This is a genomic window from Agrobacterium sp. 22-3639C2 (assembly GCF_053522105.1).
The window spans coordinates 747,704-761,731 of record NZ_JBNWDB010000001.1; the positions used below are offsets into that span (position 1 = coordinate 747,704).

At 59.5% G+C, this 14,028-nt stretch carries 14 protein-coding genes; 4 read left to right on the forward strand and 10 right to left on the reverse strand.

Annotated elements, in window-relative coordinates; genetic code table 11:
- Positions 1 to 2: 2 nt before the first annotated feature.
- Positions 3 to 314, reverse strand: coding sequence for an FAD assembly factor SdhE (locus tag ACQZ6D_RS03670; protein ID WP_003515739.1), 312 nt, complete (start codon positions 312 to 314; stop codon positions 3 to 5).
- Between the two features lie 187 nt (positions 315 to 501).
- Between ACQZ6D_RS03670 and recG the strand changes: the two genes are divergently transcribed.
- The 4 genes from recG to ACQZ6D_RS03690 are packed head-to-tail and all read left to right on the forward strand — an operon-like array spanning position 502 to position 3,584.
- Positions 502 to 2,607, forward strand: coding sequence for an ATP-dependent DNA helicase RecG (gene recG, locus ACQZ6D_RS03675; protein WP_003515741.1), 2,106 nt, complete (start codon positions 502 to 504; stop codon positions 2,605 to 2,607).
- 12 nt (positions 2,608 to 2,619) lie between these two features.
- Positions 2,620 to 2,892: a hypothetical protein gene (locus tag ACQZ6D_RS03680; protein WP_003515743.1), complete on the forward strand. Its 273-nt coding sequence runs from the start codon at positions 2,620 to 2,622 to the stop codon at positions 2,890 to 2,892.
- A gap of 54 nt (positions 2,893 to 2,946) precedes the next feature.
- Complete coding sequence (locus tag ACQZ6D_RS03685; RefSeq protein WP_003515745.1) at positions 2,947 to 3,204, forward strand: type II toxin-antitoxin system Phd/YefM family antitoxin; 258 nt, start codon at positions 2,947 to 2,949, stop codon at positions 3,202 to 3,204.
- Entirely contained in the window at positions 3,201 to 3,584 is a 384-nt protein-coding gene (locus tag ACQZ6D_RS03690) for a type II toxin-antitoxin system VapC family toxin (RefSeq protein WP_035198363.1), read from the forward strand. Before ACQZ6D_RS03685 ends, ACQZ6D_RS03690 begins: the two co-directional genes overlap by 4 nt.
- 3 nt (positions 3,585 to 3,587) lie before the next feature.
- Here ACQZ6D_RS03690 and ACQZ6D_RS03695 read toward each other — a convergent pair whose 3' ends face one another.
- From ACQZ6D_RS03695 to ACQZ6D_RS03735, 9 genes are all read right to left on the reverse strand, one after another.
- Positions 3,588 to 4,256: a DUF502 domain-containing protein gene (locus tag ACQZ6D_RS03695; protein WP_003515749.1), complete on the reverse strand. Its 669-nt coding sequence runs from the start codon at positions 4,254 to 4,256 to the stop codon at positions 3,588 to 3,590.
- Between the two features lie 13 nt (positions 4,257 to 4,269).
- Entirely contained in the window at positions 4,270 to 4,773 is a 504-nt protein-coding gene (locus tag ACQZ6D_RS03700; RefSeq protein WP_065702432.1) for a GNAT family N-acetyltransferase, read from the reverse strand.
- The gene (gene glmS, locus ACQZ6D_RS03705) at positions 4,770 to 6,596 is read right to left on the reverse strand and encodes a glutamine--fructose-6-phosphate transaminase (isomerizing) (protein ID WP_003515753.1); all 1,827 of its coding nucleotides are present in this window, start codon (positions 6,594 to 6,596) and stop codon (positions 4,770 to 4,772) included. The genes ACQZ6D_RS03700 and glmS overlap by 4 nt, the downstream gene beginning before the upstream one ends.
- A gap of 204 nt (positions 6,597 to 6,800) precedes the next feature.
- Positions 6,801 to 8,162: a bifunctional UDP-N-acetylglucosamine diphosphorylase/glucosamine-1-phosphate N-acetyltransferase GlmU gene (gene glmU / locus ACQZ6D_RS03710; protein ID WP_019566111.1), complete on the reverse strand. Its 1,362-nt coding sequence runs from the start codon at positions 8,160 to 8,162 to the stop codon at positions 6,801 to 6,803.
- Between the two features lie 206 nt (positions 8,163 to 8,368).
- Positions 8,369 to 9,106, reverse strand: a complete 738-nt coding sequence (locus ACQZ6D_RS03715) for a FadR/GntR family transcriptional regulator (RefSeq protein ID WP_003515757.1) — start codon at positions 9,104 to 9,106, stop codon at positions 8,369 to 8,371.
- Between the two features lie 232 nt (positions 9,107 to 9,338).
- Entirely contained in the window at positions 9,339 to 10,412 is a 1,074-nt protein-coding gene (locus tag ACQZ6D_RS03720; RefSeq protein ID WP_003515759.1) for a BMP family ABC transporter substrate-binding protein, read from the reverse strand.
- Between the two features lie 37 nt (positions 10,413 to 10,449).
- Positions 10,450 to 11,370, reverse strand: a complete 921-nt coding sequence (locus tag ACQZ6D_RS03725) for an ABC transporter permease (protein WP_019566110.1) — start codon at positions 11,368 to 11,370, stop codon at positions 10,450 to 10,452.
- Complete coding sequence (locus ACQZ6D_RS03730) at positions 11,370 to 12,461, reverse strand: ABC transporter permease (RefSeq protein ID WP_065702431.1); 1,092 nt, start codon at positions 12,459 to 12,461, stop codon at positions 11,370 to 11,372. Before ACQZ6D_RS03730 ends, ACQZ6D_RS03725 begins: the two co-directional genes overlap by 1 nt.
- On the reverse strand, positions 12,451 to 14,007 hold the full coding sequence (locus ACQZ6D_RS03735; protein ID WP_003515765.1) for an ABC transporter ATP-binding protein: 1,557 nt from the start codon (positions 14,005 to 14,007) through the stop codon (positions 12,451 to 12,453). Before ACQZ6D_RS03735 ends, ACQZ6D_RS03730 begins: the two co-directional genes overlap by 11 nt.
- Between the last annotated feature and the right edge of the window lie 21 nt (positions 14,008 to 14,028).

Genomic DNA, 14,028 nt, shown 5'->3' on the forward strand with positions numbered 1-14,028 from the left:
TTTCAGGCCTTCAGGGTTTCGGCTGTGACGAGATCGAAATCGGGACGGTAAGAGGCGATCTTCTCGAACAACGGGGTCTGGAATTTTTCCGGCACCGGCAGGGCACCTGTCACCATCTTGACGAGGTCGTTATCCTCTTCCGCCATGATGATTTCCAGCTCGTCAAGCTGATCGTCGGAAAGCCCGGCAATATTGTCTTCCGCAAATTGCCCGAGCACCAGATCCATCTCGCGAATGCCCCGGTGCCAGCAGCGGTAAAGTATCCGCCTGCGCCTCGGATCGAGGTCGGCGCTCGTGCGCACCAGTCCAGTCATCGCATTCACCTTTCGGTTGGCTATTCAACAGGATGTTGATTGCGCCCTCCTATAGAACAGGAGGCGAACGCTTGGAACCGGTTTTTATCGAAATAATGCCACGGCGGCTAAAATCTGCCGGTGATAAACAGCCTTTGTCGGGCGCCACGTCTTGCATAACGCGTCCCCTTCCCCGATTTTGCTGAGCATGCGTCCCGCCATTCTCGATCCGCTATTTGCTTCCGTCTCCACCCTTGCCGGTGTGGGGCCGAAGCTTGCCGACCTTCTGGCCAAACTGCTGAGCCGGGAAAATGCCGACGACACCCGCGTGATCGATCTTCTGTTCCACGCGCCATCAAACGTCATCGACCGGCGCAACCGCCCGGGCATCGCGCTTGCCGCTCCCGGCGCCATTGTCACCATTCAGGGACGTGTCGACCGGCATCAGCCAGCTCCACCAGGCAATCGTTCCGCGCCCTACCGTGTTTTCCTGCATGACGAGACCGGGGAACTGGCGCTGACCTTCTTCCGCGCCAAGGGAGACTGGCTTTCCAAGGCCTTGCCCGTCGATGAAGAGGTTCTCGTCAGCGGCAAGGTGGACTGGTTCAACGGCCGCGCCTCCATGGTGCATCCGGATTTCATGGTGAAGCTTTCCGAATCCGAGAACCTGCCGCTGGTCGAAGCCGTTTATCCAATGACAGCCGGGCTGTCTCCGAAGGTGCTGCGGCGGGCAATTGAAGGCGGACTTTCGAAACTGCCGGTCTTTCCCGAATGGATCGACGAAACGCTGAAGACCCGGCAGGGGTTCGGCGACGTGGCATCGAGCTTCCGTGAGTTGCACGATCCGCGCGACAGCGCCGATATCGATCCTCAGGCCCCGGCACGCAGACGGCTCGCCTACGACGAATTTCTGGCCGGGCAGCTGTCACTGGCGCTGGTGCGGCAAAGACTGCGCAAGGTCGCGGGCCAGCCGATCCGCGCCAAGGGGGACATTGCTGCAAAAATCCTGTCGCAACTCCCCTTCTCCCTGACGCCGAGCCAGAATGCCTCGGTGAAAGATATCCTGACCGATATGGCCAGCGAGGACCGTATGTTGCGGCTGTTGCAGGGCGATGTCGGCGCGGGCAAGACGCTGGTGGCGCTGATGGCTATGGCAACCGCCGTCGAGGCCGGCGGACAGGCGGTGTTGATGGCCCCGACCGAAATTCTTGCCCGGCAGCATTTCGCCACCATCTCCAAACTCGCCAATGCCGCGGGCATCACGGTTGAGGTGCTGACCGGCCGCACCAAGGGCAAGGAGCGTCGCGAGATCGAAGAACGCGTGGCCTCCGGTGAGGCACAGATCGTCATCGGCACGCACGCGCTGTTCCAGGACAGCGTGAGTTACAAGAACCTCGTGCTGGCCGTGGTGGATGAGCAGCACCGTTTCGGCGTACACCAGCGCCTGCGTCTCACCGCCAAGGGCATCACGCCGCATATGCTTGTTATGACCGCCACGCCCATTCCGCGCACGCTGGTGCTGGCCGCCTTCGGCGACATGGATGTATCAAAACTCACCGAAAAACCGGCTGGCCGAAAACCCATCCAGACCGTGACAATCCCCACAGAGCGCATCGGCGACATCGTCGAGCGGCTGCGCGCCGCGCTGAAGGAGGGCAAGAAGGCCTACTGGATCTGCCCGCTGGTGGAGGAGACGGAAGAGTCCGACCTGATGTCGGCGGAAGAACGACATGCGGTTCTCTCGCAGATGCTCGGTGTCAATATCGGTCTCATCCATGGGCGCATGAGCGGCCCGGAGAAGGACGCCGCCATGCTGGCTTTCAAGAACGGCGAAACCCGGCTGCTGGTGGCAACGACAGTGGTGGAAGTGGGTGTCGACGTTCCGGACGCCACGATCATGGTCATCGAACATGCCGAACGTTTCGGCCTGGCTCAGCTTCACCAGCTGCGTGGCCGGGTTGGACGCGGTGACGAGGCCTCCACCTGCATCCTGCTCTACAAGGGGCCGCTCAGCGAAAACGGCCGCGCCCGACTTTCCATCCTGCGCGACAGCGAGGACGGCTTCCTGATTGCGGAAGAGGATTTGAAGCTGCGCGGCGAAGGCGAACTCCTCGGCACCCGCCAGTCCGGCACCCCGGGCTTCCGCATCGCCAGCCTCGAAGCCCATGCCGACCTCCTGGAAATCGCCCGCAAGGACGCCGCCTATGTCATCGAGCGCGACCCCGAACTGACCGGCCCGCGCGGCGAAAGCCTGCGCACCCTGCTCTATCTGCACCGCCGCGACGAAGCTATCCGCTTCCTGCACGCCGGCTGAAAGTGAACCGCCATGAACATGATCGACCCACGCCGCCCACCGCCCGCCTTCAGAAAGGGCTACGCGCTCTGCTCACCGCAAAACATCCTGCAACCCGACACCTTCGCCAAAAGCCAGAAGAAAGCGATCGGCAAGGCCTTCAAAAAGCCAGGCCGCAAGAAGGCATGGACAGAGGCACTGGAACAGGGCTGGAGCGTGCGGCTGGTCTACATGCGGCTTTTCGTCCCCGTGTTCCATGCGACCACGACGGGAACAGAGGTGGATGATCTCGATGACGAGGATTGATTTGGTCCATTCAATAGACTAATCTAAAGCGAGATTTAACGCTTAAGGTTAGCCATGCAGATATCCGTAACTGATGCAAAAGGCCAACTGACAGAATTGGTACGACGCGCCGAGGCCGGGGACGAAATCATTCTCACCCGGCATGGTCATGCAGCAGTGCGGCTGGTTCCAGTGGTTGTTGTGGCGGATAAAAAATCCCGCAGGGCCGTGCTTGATAAAGTGCGCGCGGCCGTCGCGACCAAGAGCGACGATGGCCCGGATGCCGCGCATAGTCAGGATTTCCTTTACGACGAGCACGGCCTTCCAAAATGATGGTCATCGATACATCTGCTCTGCTTGCAATCCTGCTTGATGAACCCACAGCAGATGCATGTGCCATGGCTCTCGATACGGATGAACCATTGCTGATATCCGCCGGTACGCTTGCCGAAGCTGTGATCGTAGCGCAAAGACGTGGCCGCAGCCGGGAACTCGAGATGCTGATCGAAGGGCTGAGCGTCGAAATCAAACCCGTTACTGCTAAATCAATCCGTGGCATTTCGGAAGCCTATCGCATCTGGGGAAAGGGTATCCACCCCGCCGGGCTGAATTTCGGAGACTGCTTTGCCTATGAGCTGGCAAAAGCTGAAGGCTGCCCTTTGCTTTATGTCGGCAACGACTTTTCGCAAACAGATATCAGCGGCCTCCTGTAAGGCTCAAACCGGCGCAATCATTTTCGGCGGCGTGAAATCCGGAGCCACCAGTCCACCTGAAATCAGCAGTTTCGCCGCGTCTTCCGGTGTCATGTCCAGCATCACGATCTTGTCCTTCGGCACGAACAGCAGGAAACCCGCCGTCGGCACCGGAGTCGGTGGCAGGAAGACGGCAACCATCTCCTGGCCCATCTCGTTGAAGCGATGGGCAAGCTCTCCCTTGACCTCCGAGGATACGAATACCATCGCCCAAGTGCCGGGTGACGGAAACTCGATCAGGCCGACCTTCTTGAAAGAGTTCGAATGCTCTTTCAGGACGGATTCGAACAGCTGCTTGATGCTCTTGTAGATCGGCCGCACCAGCGGCATGCGGTTGAGAACGGATTCGCCGACGCCGACGATCCATTTGCCAATGAGGTTGTTGCCGAGAAAGCCGATGAGTGTGATGCCGATGACGGCGATCAGCAGGCCGAAGCCGGGGATCGCCACATCGAAATATTGCTCGGGATCGTAACGGGCGGGAATATAGGGCTTAACCCAGCTATCCGCCCATTGCAGGAAGCTCCATACCAGCCACATGGTGATGGTGACAGGCGCAAGGATGAGGACGCCCGTGAGGAAGCTGTTGCGCAGACGGGCTGCGAATGAAATTTTGACTGGAATATCGGTCATTTACCGTTCGGAATTAAGCGTTGTCGCTATCGAAACCCAGATGAAAACCGACAATGCCGGATGGAGTTCCGCCATGCAAGCGAAGAACTGTGAAATATTCGTCAGGAATCCCCTTGCCGCTCAGGCCCTCAACATGGCGAAAACCGAAGCGGCCGTAATAGTCCGGATCGCCAGCGACAACTGCGCCAGAAGCACTCAGACGGTCCAGCGCGGCAAGCCCTTCCCGAACCAGCCCCGAGCCGACACCCTGCCTTTGCCGGTCCGGCGCCACCGATAAGGGCGCAAGACAGAACCAGCCGGTCTCGCCGCCCGACAGTGTTACCGGTGAAAAACCGATATGGCCGATGATGCCTTCGCTGTCCTCGGCAACCAGAGAAACAGTCAGCGCACCGGCCTTGCGAAGCCGTTCGACGATCACATGTTCCGTCTTGTCGCTGTAGTCGACGTTACGGAAGGCATCTTCCGTAACGCGAGCAATCGCTTCTTCATCACCTTGCCGCTCCGGCCGGATGATCATTCCACCGTCACCGATTTCGCCAGATTGCGTGGCTGGTCCACATCCGTGCCCATGAAGACGGCGGTGTGATAGGCCAGCAGCTGGATCGGCAGCGAGAAGACCATCGGCGCGATCAGCTCGTCGACATTGGGCAGCGTGATCGTCGCCATGGTGTCGAGCTTGGACGCAGCGGCGCCCTTCTCGTCGGTGATGAAGATGATGCGGCCACCGCGCGCGGCCACTTCCTGCATGTTCGAAACGGTCTTTTCAAAGAAGCGGTCATGCGGCGCGATGACGATGACAGGCATGTTCTCGTCGATCAGTGCGATTGGCCCATGCTTCAGCTCGCCGGCTGCATATCCTTCGGCGTGGATATAGGAAATTTCCTTGAGCTTCAGTGCGCCTTCCAGCGCCAGCGGGAAGCTGGTGCCGCGGCCGAGATAAAGTACATCCTTGAAGCGCGACAGATCGCGCGACAGCGCCTCGATCTGCGGCTGGATGAGGTTCAGCACCTTGCTCATGATGCGCGGCATCTCGATAAGCTGTTGCACCAGCTCCTTTTCCTCGCCTGGCTTCAACGTGCCGCGCGCCTTGCCCGCGGCAACCGCGAGCGAAGCGAGCACGGCAAGCTGGCAGGTGAAGGCCTTGGTGGAGGCCACGCCGATTTCCGGGCCGGCGAGGATCGGAAAGATCGCATCCGATTCGCGCGCCATGGTCGATTCACGTGTATTGACCACTGCGCCGATCTTCAGTCCCTCTTGCTGGCAGTAACGCAAGGCCGCCAGCGTATCGGCGGTTTCGCCCGATTGCGAAATGAACAGCGCGGCCTGCGTGGGAACGAGCGGGATCTCGCGGTAACGGAATTCCGATGCGACATCGATTTCCACCGGCAGGCGCGCGTAACGTTCGAACCAGTATTTGCCGATCAGGCCGGAAAGATAGGCCGTGCCGCAGGCGGAAATGGCAAGGCCGGAAAGCCTGGCGAAATCGATTGCCTTATCGGCATCCTTCACGGTTTTGGAGGCGAAATCCACATAGTGGCTGAGCGCATGGGAAATGACTTCCGGCTGCTCATAGATTTCCTTTTCCATGAAATGGCGGTGGTTGCCCTTGTCGACCACGAAAGCCGTCGCCTGCGAAATCTGGCGCTCGCGTTTCACCGGCTTGCCGGAGAAATCGATGATTTCCGCACCGTCACGGGTCACAATGGCGCAGTCGCCATCCACCAGATAGGTGATCTCATTGGTGAAAGGCGAAAGCGCGATTGCGTCGGACCCCAGGAACATCTCGCCCCTGCCGTAACCGACGGCAAGCGGCGGGCCGGAGCGCGCCGAAAGCAGCGTATTGGGATCGTCCTGAAACATCACCACCAACGCATAGGCACCGGTCACGTGGTTCAGCATCTTCAGCATCGCCTCGCGATGGCCAAGCCCTTCGCGGGTGTATTTTGCCAGAAGCTGCGCCACCACTTCGGTGTCGGTCTGGGTGGTGAAGGTTGCACCCTCGGCGCTCAGTTCCTCGCGCAGTTCAGAGAAGTTTTCGATGATGCCGTTATGAACGACGGCAACGCCTTCGACGAAATGCGGGTGGGCGTTGGTTTCGTTCGGCACGCCATGCGTCGCCCAGCGCGTATGCGCGATGCCGACGACACCTGGCAGCGGCTTTTCAGAGACCAGCTTTTCCAGATTGAACAGCTTGCCTTCCGCCCGGCGACGGTCCATCGCGCCATTGTCGATGGTGGCGACACCCGCCGAATCGTAACCGCGATATTCGAGGCGCTTCAGCGCATCGACAAGCCGTTCAGCAACGGGCTGCGTTCCGACAATTCCGACAATTCCGCACATATATTTCTCCAGACGGCGATCTCTTCACCGAAACTTCCAGAGTATTTCCGCCTTTCCCTGAAATGCGAAAATACACCACCTTTTTGTTCTGATGCATTTCCGGACGTAAAACCGCTGCGCACCTTTACTGGAAATGCTTTAACCGTTTCTCTGAAATCGGCAATTATCCCGCCGGTCACTTTCAGTATCGCTCGGTAACGTCATCTAAGAGGATTTTTTCTTCGCTTCCTTCAGCGCTTTCGCCCGCTCGCGCAACGCGACCGCCCTGCCCGGTTTCACCTCCTGGCGCGCGCGCCCGAAAGCCAGCGCATCGGCAGGCACGTCATCGGTAATCACGCTGCCGGAGGCGATATACGCCCGCTCTCCAATGGAGACGGGAGCAACCAGCGACGAATTCGAGCCGATGAAGCTGTTGGCTCCGATCCGCGTTTCGGACTTGTTGTAACCGTCATAATTGCAGGTGATGGCACCCGCGCCGATATTGCTGCCTGCACCCACGAAAGCATCGCCGATATAGGTCAAATGGTTGACCTTTGCGCCCTCGCCGATCTCGGCCTTCTTGACCTCACAGAAATTGCCGACCTTGGCGTTGGCGTGCAGGTTTGCACCCGGACGCAACCGCGCAAATGGACCGACAACCGCACCCTGGGCCAGATAGGCCCCTTCCAGATGCGAAAATGCATGAATGATCGCACCCGGCTCGATCGTCACGCCGGGACCGAAAACGACGTTGGGCTCGATCAGGACATCCTGACCGATCTTCGTATCGAAGGAAAGGAATACTGTCTCAGGCGCGATCATCGAAACGCCGTCGACCATCAATTCGTGACGGCGGCGCTCCTGCCAGAGCCTCTCGATGAAGGCGAGTTCAGCGCGGTTGTTGCAGCCGGTCAATTCCTTTTCCGGCGCATCGATGGCAATGGCGCGGCGGCCGAGAGAACGGGCGATCTCGACGATGTCAGTCAGATAATATTCGCCCTTCACATTGCTGTTGCCGATCCGATCCAGCAGATCCAGCGCATTGCGGCCGTTGATGGCCATCAATCCGCTGTTGCACCAGGTGACCTTGCGCTCCTCGTCGGTGGCGTCCTTTTCCTCTCGGATCGCGACCAGCTCGCCATTCTCGACCAGAAGCCGCCCGTAACCCGTGGGACGGTCAGTATGGAACCCGATAACGGCGACATCGGCACCGTCGGCAATCGCCTCGCGCGCCCTGTCGAGCGTGGCTGAGGTGATGAGCGGCACATCGCCATAAGCGACGATGACATCGTCAAAACCGCGTTCGATCGCCTCGCGTGCGGCAAGAACCGCATGCCCGGTGCCCTTGCGTTCCTTTTGCAGGAAAGCCTCGACCTGCAGGCCCTTGAGACTTGCCGCAGCAGCGACATTGTCGGCATCGCGCCCGACCACCAGCGCCACCGCGCCGACGCCCGCTCCAGCAACAGCCTCCACCACATGCCCGATCATCGGGCGTCCAGCGACCGGATGAAGCACCTTGGACTTCGAAGACTTCATGCGCGTGCTGTCGCCCGCTGCGAGAATAACGGCTAGAGAGCTGCGCTCCATAAGACCTCCAACACCCCGTCACCGGCCACAGGCGGCCCGGACAGGGGCAATGTTTGACTTTACGCCGGCCAGCACTGCGGACGGGCGTATGGGTGATTTCTTTCCGGCACTGCTATAACGGCGCCCCACTTAAGAAACCATGCAAATCTCCACCAAATTTCCACGCCGATTTTCATCAAACGTGATCAGCGGCAGGCTGGCATGATCTATGGGCGGGAGTTACGGGCCGTGAATTCGAGTATCTGCTGACGGCCGTTTTCAATCAGCCTTTCCATCTCGCGCCGGGCTGCCCCCTCATCACGCAGGCGAAACGCTTCAACGAGTCGCAGGTGAGAGGCAGACACGTCGGAAATCTCGTTGGGATCGGCTTCCGGGTTGCTCATCCGGAAAATGCCCGCCAGCGCCGCCTTTATCAGCGAACCGACGGTGCGCATGAACGGGTTGCCGGACATTTCGGTGATGAGAACGTGGAAATTCATATCCGCAAGCGCGCGCTTTTCCTTGGAATAAGCCGTGTTGCCCATCTCGTTGGCGTAAGCGACAAGCCTTGCGATATCGGCGTCTTTTGCCCTGGCGGCAGCAAGACCCGCGCCATAGGGTTCGAACGCCTGGCGGATATCGTAGAGATGCAGCAGGAATTCCTCGCTGACACCAGCCTCGAAGTGCCAGAGCAGCACCTCGCTGTCGAACATGTTCCAGCTTTCGCGCTCCGTCACACGGGTACCGATGCGCGCCTTGGGGGAGATCATGCCCTTGGCGGTGAGCGTCTTCATCGCCTCGCGAAGCACCGTTCGAGAGACTTTCAGCCGCTCCATCAGCTCGGCATCGCCCGGCAGGATGTCACCCGTCTTGAAAACTCCGGACACGATATCGAGACCGAGCTTGTGAACGACCTGAGCATGATTTGTCCGCAACTTTCGAAAACCGATCGCCGCATCGAGCATTCCGCGCTGCAAATTCCATGTCCTTCCGTTCGGTTGAAGATGTAAAAATCGCGCCTGACTTGTGTAATCCAGGAAAGCAGCCCGATTTTCAACGCAGAATACAGTGAAAAACATCAACGCGCGTGAAAAGCAAAGCCAAACTTCGTTCGAACAATAAAACACATCAAAATAACAAAGACCGCGCATGAATTGCATGCGCGGTCCCGTTAGCAGCTAGTACCTGCGTGTCACATTATTGCGGCAGCTTGTCGTCCACGCCGGCAACGTAGAAGTTGAGGCCGAGCAGAACGCCGTCTTCAGCCTTCTCACCCGCCTTCAGCCATTCCGAACCGTCCTGCTTCTTCACCGGACCGGTAAAGGGGTGCAACTCGCCCGACTTGATCTTGGCTTCGGTTTCCTCAGCCATCTTCTTCACGTCATCAGGCATGTTGGTGTAAGGCGCCATGGTCAGGATGCCGTCCTTCAGGCCGTCCCAGATGGATTCGGACTTCCACGTGCCGTCAAGCAGGGCCTGCGTGCGCTTGATGTAATAAGCGCCCCAGGTGTCCTTGATCGCGGTCAGCTGTGTCTCCGGACCGGCCTTGATCATATCGGAAGCCTGACCGAAGGCCTTGATGCCGCGCTCGGCTGCAACCTGCATCGGAGCCGTCGTATCGGTGTGCTGCGTCAGGATATCGACGCCCTGGTCGATAAGCGCCTTGGCGGCATCGGCTTCCTTGCCGGGGTCAAACCAGGTGTTGGCCCAGACAACCTTGACCTTGAACTCAGGATTGACGGACTGCGCGCCAAGAACGAAAGCGTCGATGCCCATCACCACTTCCGGGATCGGGAAGGAAGCGATGTAGCCGGCAACACCCTTCTTCGACATCTTTGCGGCGATCTGGCCCTGAATGTAGCGGCCTTCATAGAAACGCGAATTGTAGGTCGCGACGTTTTCGGCGGTCTTGAAGCCGGTGGCGTGCTCGAACTTCACCTTGGGGAACTTCTGGGCAACCTTAACGGTCGCATCCATAAAGCCGAAGGAAGTGGTGAAGACCAGCTCACAGCCGGAACGTGCCATGCGCTCGATGGCGCGTTCGGCATCCGGGCCTTCCGGAACGCTTTCGAGGAACGGCGTTTCGATCTTGTCGCCGAAATGCTTCTGCAGCTCTTCGCGACCGATTTCGTGCGCCTGCGTCCAGCCGCCATCGGTGCGGCTGCCGACATAGATGAAGCAGACCTTCTTTGCGTCGGCGGCCTCAGCCGAAGAAACGACGCCTCCAAGAGCCGCTATGGAAGCAGCAAGTGCGATGACCAGTTTTTTCATTTTTACCCCTGTTTGGTTTGGAGACTGGAAGTTTTTCTCACCGGTCCGGCACGAAGGATTTACCCAGTGATGCCGGCGTGTTGATCAAGGTCGTGCGGCGATTATGCGAGATGATGACCAGCACGACAATAGTTGCGATATAGGGCAGCGCCGAAAGCAGTTGCGACGGCACGCCAATGCCGAATGCCTGGGCGTGCAACTGCCCGATGGTGACAGCGCCGAACAGATAACCGCCTGCCAGCACCCGCCATGGACGCCAGGACGCGAAGACGACGAGCGCCAGTGCGATCCAGCCACGCCCGGCCGACATGTTTTCCACCCATTGCGGCGTATAGACCAACGAAAGCTGCGCACCAGCAAGCCCCGCGCACGCACCGCCAAACATGACAGCCAGATAGCGTGTGCGGATGACGTTGATGCCAAGCGCATGGGCAGAACCGTGATTGTCGCCGATGGCGCGGATCTTGAGACCCGTGCGGCTCTTGAACAGAAACCAGCTTATGCCGGCAACGAGCGCGATGGACATGTAGAAGATCAGGTCTTGCCGGAACAGCAAGGGGCCGATGAATGGTATCTCCGACAGCACCGGAAAGACGATGGGCTGCAGCTTGACGCCCGGCAGGCCAACGAAGCTTTCGCCCAGCATGCCGGAAACGCCAAGACCGAGAATGGTCAGCGCAAGGCCCGTCGCCACCTGGTTGGTAACGAGCGTCAACGTCAGGAAACCGAAGAGCAGCGAGAAAACCGCGCCCGACGCGATACCGGCCAGAATGCCGAGATAGGGCGAACCGGTCATATGCGCGGCAGCGAAAGCGCAGACCGCACCCATGATCATCATGCCCTCGACGCCGAGATTGAGGACGCCGGAGCGTTCCGCCACCAGCTCGCCCGAGGCGGCAAGGACGAGCGGTGTGGCGGCAGTGATGACCGTGAGAAGGATGGCCTGAAGCATATCCATCATGCCGCTCCTTGGCTGTTATGCGCCTTGCCGGTGAAGACGACCTTGATGCGGTAGAAGATCAACGTATCGCAGGAGAGTACGAAGAACAGCATCAGCCCCTGAAACACACGCGTCACCTTGTCAGACACACCGATGGAAAGCTGCGCCGCCTCACCACCAAGATAGGTCAGTGCAAGCACCAGCCCGGAGAGGATGATACCGAGCGGATTGAGGCGGCCTAGAAAGGCGACGATGATGGCGGTGAAGCCGTAACCCGGAGAAATGCTGGGCTGAAGATGGCCGATGGAGCCGGAGGCTTCCGAAATGCCCGCAAGCCCGGCAAGCGCGCCGGAAAGCAGCATCGAAAACCAGACCATGCGGCTCGATGAGAAACCGGCAAAACGCCCTGCCCGCGCCGATTGGCCAAGAACCGTAACCTCGAAGCCTTTCAGCATGTAACGCATCATGAACCACAGCGCGATGGCCGCTACGATGGCAAACACGAAACCCCAATGCGCCCGGCCCGATGCCAGCATTTCCGGCAGCACTGCGCTCTCGTTGAAGGGTTTCGTCTGCGGGAAGTTATAGCCGCCCGGATCGCGCCAGATGCCGCGCGTCAGCCAGTCGAGAAAAAGCTGCGCGACATAGACCAGCATCAGGCTGACGAGGATTTCGTTGGTGTTGAACTTCGTCTTCAACAGCGCCGGAATACCGGCATAGAGTGCGCCACCGATGGCGCCCATAACCAGCATCAACGGCAGGATGAGTGGCGAATGCCAGTCCGGATAAAGCACCGGCAGGATGGAACCGGTGATCGCGCCGATGGTGAATTGTCCTTCCGCGCCGATGTTCCAGTTGTTGGAGCGATAACAGATAGACAGGCCAACCGCGATCAGGATCAGCGGTGCGGCCTTGATCGCCAGCTCATGCAGCGACCAGACCTCCAGCAGTGGCTCGATGAAAAAGGCGTAAAGCGCATCAAGCGGATTTTTACCGAGTATGGCGAACATGATGGCGCCGACGAGCAGCGTCAGCACCAGTGCCAGAAGCGGCGAGAGAAGGGTAAATAGCTTCGAGATCCCTGCCCGTTTTTCAAGCTCAATGCGCATGCTGGGCGGCTCCTGACTGTGTGTGGACGCCGCCCATCAGCAGGCCGATCTTTTCAAGCGTCATGTCTTCCACCGGATAGGCCTGCGAAAGCTGCCCATCGGAAATGACCGCGATATTGGTGGCGACCTCGAAGATTTCATCTAGGTCCTGGCTGATGACGATGACGGCAGAGCCGGCTTTGGCGAGATCGACAAGCGCCTGCCGGATACGGCTCGCCGCCCCCGCATCCACACCCCATGTCGGCTGGTTGACAACAAGCACGGCCGGTTGACGATCGAGTTCGCGCCCGACGATGAATTTTTGCAGATTGCCACCTGACAGCGATCCCGCCAGCGGATCTGCCCCGCTTTTGCGCACATCCATGGTTTCCGATATGCGCCGCGCCGCCGCCTTGATAGCCGAGCCCCTGACGATGCGCAGAAAACCACCCGTCAGAAATGCCTTGCGGTCGGAGCGCGCCCGCGCCAGCAGAAGATTGTCGGAAAGGCTCATGCCGGGAACGGCGGCATGGCCGTGGCGCTCCTCGGGTACGAAACCGGCGCCCATCAGCCGTCGGCCATTGATGCCGATACGACCGACCGGCTTGCCGCGGAGATGGATCGCATCATTATTATAGACGGGATATTCGCCCGAAAGCGCATCGAACAACTCGCCCTGCCCGTTTCCGGCGACCCCGGCAATCGCCAGCACTTCGCCGGCGCGCACAGTCATGGAAACCGCTTTCAACGCCACGGCAAAGGGCGTGCGTGGCGCAACGGAAAGCCCCATGACTTCGATCTGCGGTTGACCGAGGGCATCGCCCGTCGGTCGCGAAACGCTTGCGACATCGCTACCCACCATCATGCGCGCCAGAGATGCCGGTGTTTCCTTGCGCGGATCGCAGGCGCCCGTAACCTTGCCATGGCGCAGAACGGTGGCGCGGTCGCAGATACGCTGCACCTCTTCCAGCCGGTGGCTGATATAAAGCACCGAACGGCCTTCGGCCTTCAGCTTCGCCAGCGTCTCGAACAGTTTGTCCGCCTCCTGCGGTGTCAAAACCGAAGTCGGCTCGTCGAGAATGATAAGGCGCGGGTTCTGCAACAGGGCGCGCACGATCTCGATACGCTGGCGCTCGCCAACCGAAAGATCGGCGACATGCGCATTGGGATCGAGCGGCAGGCCATAGGCGCGCGAAAGCTGTTCCGCTTCCTTGGCGATTTCCTTCAATGAAATTTTCGGGTCCAGCGACAGGGCGATGTTTTCAGCAACCGTCAACGCCTCAAACAGGGAGAAATGCTGGAAGACCATGCCGATGCCGAGCCTGCGGGCCTCGCTTGGCGAACCTATGGAAACCGGCTGACCCTGCCAGACGATATCACCCTCGCTCGGCGAGAGCACGCCGAACAGCATCTTGACGAGCGTGGACTTGCCCGCGCCGTTTTCACCCAGAAGCGCGTGGATTTCGCCCGGCGCTATATCGAGGTCGATGCCGTTGCATGCGGCGAAATTGCCGAACAGCTTGGTCAGCTTGCGAACGGACAGGAGAGGCACGGCCTCCGGCGCCATAGTTCCAGTCACGAATTCCCT

Bases quoted from the DNA above. Each gene is read 5' to 3' on its own strand.
- ACQZ6D_RS03670 (WP_003515739.1), bottom strand. From the start codon at position 314: ATGACTGGACTGGTGCGCACGAGCGCCGACCTCGATCCGAGGCGCAGG.
- recG (WP_003515741.1), top strand. From the start codon at position 502: ATGCGTCCCGCCATTCTCGATCCGCTATTTGCTTCCGTCTCCACCCTT.
- ACQZ6D_RS03680 (WP_003515743.1), top strand. From the start codon at position 2,620: ATGAACATGATCGACCCACGCCGCCCACCGCCCGCCTTCAGAAAGGGC.
- ACQZ6D_RS03685 (WP_003515745.1), top strand. From the start codon at position 2,947: ATGCAGATATCCGTAACTGATGCAAAAGGCCAACTGACAGAATTGGTA.
- ACQZ6D_RS03690 (WP_035198363.1), top strand. From the start codon at position 3,201: ATGATGGTCATCGATACATCTGCTCTGCTTGCAATCCTGCTTGATGAA.
- ACQZ6D_RS03695 (WP_003515749.1), bottom strand. From the start codon at position 4,256: ATGACCGATATTCCAGTCAAAATTTCATTCGCAGCCCGTCTGCGCAAC.
- ACQZ6D_RS03700 (WP_065702432.1), bottom strand. From the start codon at position 4,773: ATGATCATCCGGCCGGAGCGGCAAGGTGATGAAGAAGCGATTGCTCGC.
- glmS (WP_003515753.1), bottom strand. From the start codon at position 6,596: ATGTGCGGAATTGTCGGAATTGTCGGAACGCAGCCCGTTGCTGAACGG.
- glmU (WP_019566111.1), bottom strand. From the start codon at position 8,162: ATGGAGCGCAGCTCTCTAGCCGTTATTCTCGCAGCGGGCGACAGCACG.
- ACQZ6D_RS03715 (WP_003515757.1), bottom strand. From the start codon at position 9,106: ATGCTCGATGCGGCGATCGGTTTTCGAAAGTTGCGGACAAATCATGCT.
- ACQZ6D_RS03720 (WP_003515759.1), bottom strand. From the start codon at position 10,412: ATGAAAAAACTGGTCATCGCACTTGCTGCTTCCATAGCGGCTCTTGGA.
- ACQZ6D_RS03725 (WP_019566110.1), bottom strand. From the start codon at position 11,370: ATGGATATGCTTCAGGCCATCCTTCTCACGGTCATCACTGCCGCCACA.
- ACQZ6D_RS03730 (WP_065702431.1), bottom strand. From the start codon at position 12,461: ATGCGCATTGAGCTTGAAAAACGGGCAGGGATCTCGAAGCTATTTACC.
- ACQZ6D_RS03735 (WP_003515765.1), bottom strand. From the start codon at position 14,007: ATGGCGCCGGAGGCCGTGCCTCTCCTGTCCGTTCGCAAGCTGACCAAG.